This window comes from Halomonas sp. 141, from assembly GCF_002810305.1.
GTDB classification, from domain to species: Bacteria; Pseudomonadota; Gammaproteobacteria; order Pseudomonadales; family Halomonadaceae; genus Vreelandella; species Vreelandella stevensii.
In genome coordinates this window covers 1-6,945 of sequence record NZ_PINZ01000074.1, presented here as the reverse complement: position 1 = coordinate 6,945, position 6,945 = coordinate 1, and the positions used below count along the sequence as shown (strand labels likewise).

General features: G+C 59.2%; 7 protein-coding genes. All 7 read right to left on the bottom strand.

Annotated features, from left to right (window positions below):
• Positions 1-136 precede the first annotated feature (136 nt).
• Entirely contained in the window at positions 137-748 is a 612-nt protein-coding gene (locus CWI66_RS16980; RefSeq protein WP_100732322.1) for a glutathione S-transferase family protein, read from the bottom strand.
• 35 nt (positions 749-783) lie between these two features.
• Complete coding sequence (locus tag CWI66_RS16975) at positions 784-1,995, bottom strand: YbfB/YjiJ family MFS transporter (protein ID WP_100732321.1); 1,212 nt, start codon at positions 1,993-1,995, stop codon at positions 784-786.
• A gap of 144 nt (positions 1,996-2,139) precedes the next feature.
• Positions 2,140-2,406 (bottom strand): Txe/YoeB family addiction module toxin, encoded by a 267-nt coding sequence (locus CWI66_RS16970; RefSeq protein WP_100732320.1) that lies wholly within the window; start codon positions 2,404-2,406, stop codon positions 2,140-2,142.
• Complete coding sequence (locus tag CWI66_RS16965; protein WP_100732319.1) at positions 2,399-2,653, bottom strand: type II toxin-antitoxin system Phd/YefM family antitoxin; 255 nt, start codon at positions 2,651-2,653, stop codon at positions 2,399-2,401. Before CWI66_RS16965 ends, CWI66_RS16970 begins: the two co-directional genes overlap by 8 nt.
• A gap of 81 nt (positions 2,654-2,734) precedes the next feature.
• On the bottom strand, positions 2,735-3,070 hold the full coding sequence (locus CWI66_RS16960) for a zinc ribbon domain-containing protein YjdM (RefSeq protein ID WP_016916499.1): 336 nt from the start codon (positions 3,068-3,070) through the stop codon (positions 2,735-2,737).
• Between the two features lie 127 nt (positions 3,071-3,197).
• Entirely contained in the window at positions 3,198-4,895 is a 1,698-nt protein-coding gene (locus CWI66_RS16955) for an ABC-F family ATP-binding cassette domain-containing protein (protein WP_232710989.1), read from the bottom strand.
• Between the two features lie 129 nt (positions 4,896-5,024).
• On the bottom strand, positions 5,025-6,701 hold the full coding sequence (locus CWI66_RS16950; protein ID WP_100732318.1) for a methyl-accepting chemotaxis protein: 1,677 nt from the start codon (positions 6,699-6,701) through the stop codon (positions 5,025-5,027).
• Positions 6,702-6,945: the final 244 nt, after the last annotated feature.

The window sequence follows — 6,945 nt, the reverse complement described above, 5'->3', positions numbered from 1 at the left end:
CCGTCAGTGCCCTGCGCACGTTAGATGAAGTGCTTCTTCATCTTGGCACAGAGGGACGGGTCCATCCCATTTCCCACAGGGCTGGCTCACCTCTGGGGGAGTTGGTCGCGGGCTGAAGCCGCCTCCCACGGGATGGCTAGGTGAAGGCGGTTTTCTGGAAGCTTGCCCGCGCTGTTACGGCCGCATGCCACGCGGCAAGCTGGGGGTGCGCTTCTTTCCAGCGTATCTCTGGCAGCCGGAAGGCGAGGTATTCCAGCGCGACGGCGATGGCGATATCGCCCAGGTGGATCGGTTCGGCTGTGGGGTTGCCGCTCAGCTCGCTATTCAGTTGCTCCAACAGCCGCTGCATGGCCCTTGCCCGGCGTTGGCCCAGCTCGCTCTGGTCGATCTCGGGGCCATAGTGTTTGCGGGCAATCACGGTGGTGAATGCGGCATCCATGAGGTTTTGGCCCAGTCCTGCCAGGTGCAGCACGTCACTCAACGAGTTGGTGGGCAGTATGGGCGGGGTGGGCTTTCCGTTGTCCAGGCTGTCCAGGTACATGGCAATCAGCATGGATTCGCTGAGCGTGGTGCCCTCCTCCGTTACCAGTGCGGGGATGCGCCCGGCGGGGTTGGCCTTGAGGAGATCGGCATCGTCGGCCCAGGGGTCGCACCACTTGAGCGTCACGGCGTTCATCAGGCCTTTTTCCAGTAACACGATGCGCACCAGCCGCGCATAGGGGGATGTTGCGTTCAGGTAGAGTTCCATGGTTGCCTCCCTTTGTCTGAATAGTGCTTGTTAGGTTATTGGGCAGAAGGATGTGTGCGGCGCTGCTGTACGCCTCGGCTCATCAGTACCAGCAACAAGCCAAGGGCAAGCGCCATGCCGCTGATGGTGAAGAGCGGCGTGTAGCTGCCCCACATACCATACAGCGCCGACATGGCATAGCCTGCCCCTGCCTGGGCAGCGGCGAAAGCGGCCGTGGCTCGACCCCAGAGCTGCTTGTGGGCGGTGGGCCCGACCAGCTCGGCCAGGCGGCCAGAGGTGAGGGCTACGATGCCGGGAATCATTGCCCCCACCATGAACGAAGAAACCGACTGGCTGAGCAGGGCAAGCGAGAACACCGGGAGCATGACGGCAGCGGCCTTGGCCGTAAAGGCGATCATCAAGCCCCCTTGCCACCCCACGCGCTGGGCCAGCGCCCCCACCATGAACGGCCCGCACAGGGCTCCCAGCCCGAAGATTCCCCATTGCAGGGAAGCGGCTTGATGGCCCAGGGCATGCTCCCTGGCGAGGTAGTCCACCCAGAACACGGTGTGGGGCACGAACCCCACCGCATCCAGCGCGTAAGCGCCGATGACCAGCACCACCACCCACTTTACCCCCGCATACCCAACGGGGCTATGACCCACCGGGCTTGCCGCCTGGCTTGCCACTGGGCGTGGGGGCAAGCGCGTGACGCCGCGGTCGCACGACAGGCCTGCCACCAAACAGAGCAGCCCCAGCGCACCCCAGGTGAGCGAGAGGCTTACCCCGAGCAGTGACGGCACCACGAGGGCGGAAAGCAGCGCCCCAAACCCGATACCGGTAAACACCAGGGCACCGACACGGGTTCGCCTTTCCGGGGGCGTGGCCGCCAGCGCCAGCGAGGGGCCCACGACCATCAAGATCCCCCCGCCCACCCCCGAGACCAGCCGCCAGAAGAAGAACCAGTGAAAACCACCCGCCCCGGCGCAAAGCAGGAAGCTGAGCCCGATACCCGCAAAGCTTGCCGCCAACACCCAGCGCGGCGCAAAACGCTCGCTCAGTGAGTGGGCGGCAAGCGCGCCGGTAAAATACCCCAACAGGTTGGCCGCCCCCAGGTAAGCGCCCTGGCTTGCGGTAAACCACCCTTGCTGAATGATCGCAGGCAATAGCGGCGTATAGGCAAAGCGAGCAATACCTATCCCCGCCAGGGTCGCCATGATGCCGGTCATTAACGCGGGCAGATCGTCGGTAGTGAGTGTTCGCTTCATCAAGCCAGTTCCTGGTGGTGTCGCCTGGATGGGCAGTTGGGCAAGCGCCATGGTGCTAAAGGCGGCCTGGCGGCTAGCATGGTCGCGGGCTAAAGCCACCTCCCGCAAGGCGGACTGACTCCCGGAGACAAGGCCAGTCTCAGGCTAATAGTGATAGCGGCATGAAATGACCGTGATGGCATGTTGATCGACGGCGTAAACAAGCCGATTGGTGTCATCGATGCGTCGAGACCAGAAGCCCGCCAGATTTTCTTTTAAGGGCTCTGGCTTACCGATTCCCTCAAAGGGAGAGCGCTTTACATCGTTGATCAGCTTGTTGATGCGCTTGAGGGTTTTCTTATTCTGACCTTGCCAATAGACGTAGTCGTTCCAGGCCTCATCTGTCCAGCACAATAGCCGTTGGCTACTCATCCATTAACGCTCGTGCGCTTGTCTGGCCAGCACGGTATTGCGCTATTGAGCGTTGAAGATGCTCAGCATTACCAGGTGAACGAAGCAGGTGCACTGTTTCCATGAGGCTATTGTAATAATCCAGTGACATCACAACGGCATCTTCAGCATCCCTGCGCGTGATCACGGTGGTGTCTGCATCATTCACAACGCCATCCAGCACGGCTTTCAAGCCATTCCTCGCTTCTGTAAAAGACACGATTTTCATACACACCTCACTTGTACCATTCACGGTACAAGTTTAGCGACCGCACGCCAACCTGTACAGCTTAGAGCACATAATGCTTCATCAAGCCTTCTTCACAAACTGCGCGGTCACTATCATGTCGCCTGCGCCGTCTACCTTGCAGTCCAGCTGGTGGTCTTTGCCCTCTTTTAGCCGCTTGATGACGGCCTTGGTGCCGATCTTGAGCACCAGAGAGCTACCTTTCACCTTGAGGTCCTTGATCAGCGTGACCTTGTCGCCTTCCGCCAGCGGCGTGCCGTGGGCATCGGCCACGTTCACGGCCTCTTCGGCGGCGGCTTCTTCAGGGTTCCATTCGTGGGCGCATTCGGGGCAGATGAACAGGCGTTGGTCCTGGTAGACGAATTCGGATTGGCAGCGGGGGCACGGTGGGCAAGACATGAGCAGTGGCTTCTTTGAGTTGGTGTCGTCCGCTTATGATACTGAGCCTGCGAACCTTTGGCGAATGCCAGGCGCGCTCAGCCTGGCAAAGCGGAGAGCGTGGAGAAACCGGTGCAAGCATAAGCAGTCAAAGTTGCTCAGGCTCCAGGCACCAGCCTTGTCGGGTTGCCTTGAGGCGGTCAGTCAGTGCCAATTCCTCCAGAAACGCATCGTCATGAGAGACCACCACCAAAGCGCCTTGATAGCTCCGTAACAGGGTTTCCAGCGCCTGGGCGGAGGGAAGGTCGAGGTGGTTGCTGGGCTCGTCGAGCAGCAGTAGTGATGGCGGCGAGTCGGCGTAGAGGATACAGGCCAGCGCGCCTTTCAGGCGCTCGCCGCCACTGAGATGCCCGCTGGGCTGGGTGATTTTCTGCGCATCCAGGCCCAACTGGGCCAGTCGCATGCGCAGTGTGCCTTCTGTTGTCGAGCGGTTCGTCTCCTGCAGCTGTTCAAGCAAGGTTTTATGCGGCTCAAGATTTGCCAGACGCTGGTCGAGGTAGGCACTTTCAGCTGTTACCTTGCAGGTTCCAGACACGGCTTCGATCTGACCTGCCAGCATGCGCAGCAGTGTCGATTTACCACAGCCGTTGGAGCCCACGATACCCAAACGCTGCCGCCCTTGCAGCAGCAGGCTGATATAACGCGTCGCGCCTGTAACGAAAGGTAGCTCGGCGTTTTCCAGAGTGACCAAGCGGCGCTGTGCGACTTGGGGGATGGGTAGCTCATGCAGGGTGATATGCGCCGCGCTTTCAACGTGCCTGGCGGCTTCTCTCACCTGCTGGTTGAGCTGTTCACGGCTGGCCGTGTGTTGCTGGCGCAGCGCGCCCAGTGCGTTTTGGCTGCGCTCTTGCTGGCCATCCAGAATCACCCTGGCCTGATTGGCTTCCTTGCCCTGCCGATTTCCTCGGGCCTGGCGTTTTTCCTGGCGTTCACGCTGCTTGCGCATCGCCCTTTCTTGGCGTTGGCGCTCCAGCTTGTGCCTATTGAGTTGGTCAATGGCGCTTTGCTGCTCGTGTGCTTTCGCCTCGGCATAGAAGGTGTAGTTACCGCCATAACTACGCAGCCCTGTGGGGGCCAGTTCTACGATACGTTCCAGGGTATCCAGCAGTTGCCGATCATGACTGACCACGATCAGCCCACGCGACCAGCGCTGCAGTTGTTCGATAAGCGCCTGGCGGCTGGGTCGGTCGAGATGATTGCTTGGCTCATCGAGTATCAAAAAGTCGGCATTGGAGAGCATGGCGCCCATTAAGGCAACCCTCATGGCCTCGCCACCGCTTAGTACGCTGGCCGGTGTGGTCGCTTCGAGATGATCCAGGCCGTTGCGCTCGAGTGCATGGCGAAATCGCTGGGGCATGTCCCACCGCTCCTCCACGGCCGCGAAATCCTCCATAGCCGTACTACCTGCCTCGATGCGTGCCAGCGCCTCCAGGGTGGGCTGAATACCGGCCAGCGCAGCAACGGATGCCGTTTTCGGCACGGCCACTTGCTGGGCAAGATAGTGTACCCGGCTGGGACGCTGGCAGACGCCAGTGGTCGGTTCTAACAGCCCTGCGAGGATGTGGGCCAATACCGTTTTACCCGCACCGTTGCGCCCCACCAGCCCAGTGGGTTGCGTATCGAACTGCTGGTGAAGGTCAGTGAAAAGCAGTCTGCCATCCGGCAAAACGTAGGAAACACCCTGCAGGGTGAGATGGGTAGTGGTCATGATGAATTCCAGCGATGCCAAGTACTCCCCCTGTGTCAGGGGCTCACGGAGACTGGCCGTCATTGCAACGGCGGGCATCAATGGTTCATTGGACAACTACCTCTGTTTGGCGTGAAGAGAAACACCATCATACAAACAGTCACGGCGGCACATCAATGGCCACATGACCAAAGCGCCCCCGGCGGGGGGCGCTTTTGGTTCATGGGCTTAGAAAGATGCCCACTCTTCTTTGTTGTGGGGATTCCCGAGCACGTGCGTGGTCAACCGCTGGGTGGCCTTGGGCTGGCTGTCATGGCGTCGAGCGGTAGCAGGCAGCGCAGCCTGATGCTGCCCAGTGGTTGCTCCCTTGAAGAACGAGACCTCTTTCAATAATGCTTCGGCTTGCATTTGGAGAGAATGGCCTGCCGCACTGGACTCTTCCACCAGGCTTGCGTTCAGCTGGGTAACACTGTCCATTTGAGCGATGGCCGTGTTGACCTGATCGATCCCTTGAGACTGCTCGTGGCTGGCTGTCGCGATTTCACCCATCAACAAGGAGACACGCTGAACACCGCTGACAATGTCTTCCAGCGCTTTGCCCGCCTGATTGACGAGAGTAGACCCATTGCCGACTAGATCGATGCTTTCTTCCACCAGTTGCTTGATCTCCTTCGCCGCGTTGGCGCTACGCCCGGCAAGGTTGCGTACCTCACCCGCTACCACCGCAAAGCCTCGGCCCTGCTCGCCTGCACGCGCGGCTTCCACCGAGGCATTGAGCGCCAATAAGTTGGTCTGAAAAGCGATTTCGTCGATCAAGCCAACGATACCGGCAATCTTGCGGCTCGATGCATTGATGCCTTCCATCGCATTCACCGCGTTACTGGCGATTTCACCGCCCGCATTGGCTTGTTGCGTCACTTCGTAAACGAGCTTCTCGGCTTCGGATGCGTTGTCCGCGTTCTGCCGAACGGTAGAAGTGATTTCATCCATCGAGGCAGCGGTCTCTTCGATGCTGGCAGCCTGTTGCTGCGTCCGGCTGCTCAGATCTTCGGTGCCATGGGCAATCTCTTCAGCCGCCCCATTCACCGATTCGGCATTGTGTCGAACGGACATCACCACTTGGGAGACCTTCATCTCCATGGCCTTCAACGCCTTGAGCATGTCGCCGAATTCATCTTTACAGGTGATATTGATGTCGTTGTCCAGCTTGCCCTCCGCCATGGCGTTGGCAAGCACTTGCGCCTTGCCCAGCGGTGTCATGATGCCTTTGATCAACCATATTGCCAGCAGAACGCTCAAGAACACTGCCCCGGCGATCACGCCAATGACGATGTTGCGTGTCCATACGTATTCATGGGACGTTTGCTGGTGAGAGGCTGATGCTTGGGCACTATTGAGATCGATTAGCGAGTGAAGCGCATCGAGCACTTGCGGGTAGGCTGCCCGTAACGTCGTGGTGGCGATGCGGCGTGCCGCGTCGAAATCATTGCCGACCATCGCTGCGTTGACTTCGTCGACCCCTGCACGCAGCACCGCCAGAGACGTGATGAATTCTTCGGCGATACCACGCTCTACGTCATCAGACACCCGCTGGGGGAAATAATCGTTCCAAGCAGCATCGATAATGGCATCGTTTTCGGCCACTTCTTGCTGTGTCGTCACGGCGGAGGCCGGGTTGCGGTCGCGTTGTTCTGCGGTGATTTTCACTCTCGTACTGAGCAGCGCTTCGTTCACTTTTCCCAAATCGGCCAGCGTCAGCACGTTGCCTTCGAACGTGCGCGTAATGGCATCATTCATTTTACTCAAATGATATAGCCCGAATACCCCCACTGCGATCAGCATTAGAACGCAGGCCCCCAAACTCACAGCCAGCCGTCTTTTGACACTTTTTTTCAGGTATAGCATGGCGATTATTCTCATTAGCTCCGCAGCGGTGTGCTTTGGCAAGTGAAAAGCAATGGCATCTATAAACGTGCAGTAAAAGCACGTTAGCAAGACGCAGTTTCACCTGAATCCGTGAGACCGGCCCTCGGAAGCACTTCTAACCCACTGACCTGCATGGCAATATAGCCATTATCGCCATTCACCCAGACAGTGCCATGCCCAACATAAAGTTCCGCGCCAGTCGCCGCACCCTCACCAGCCACGC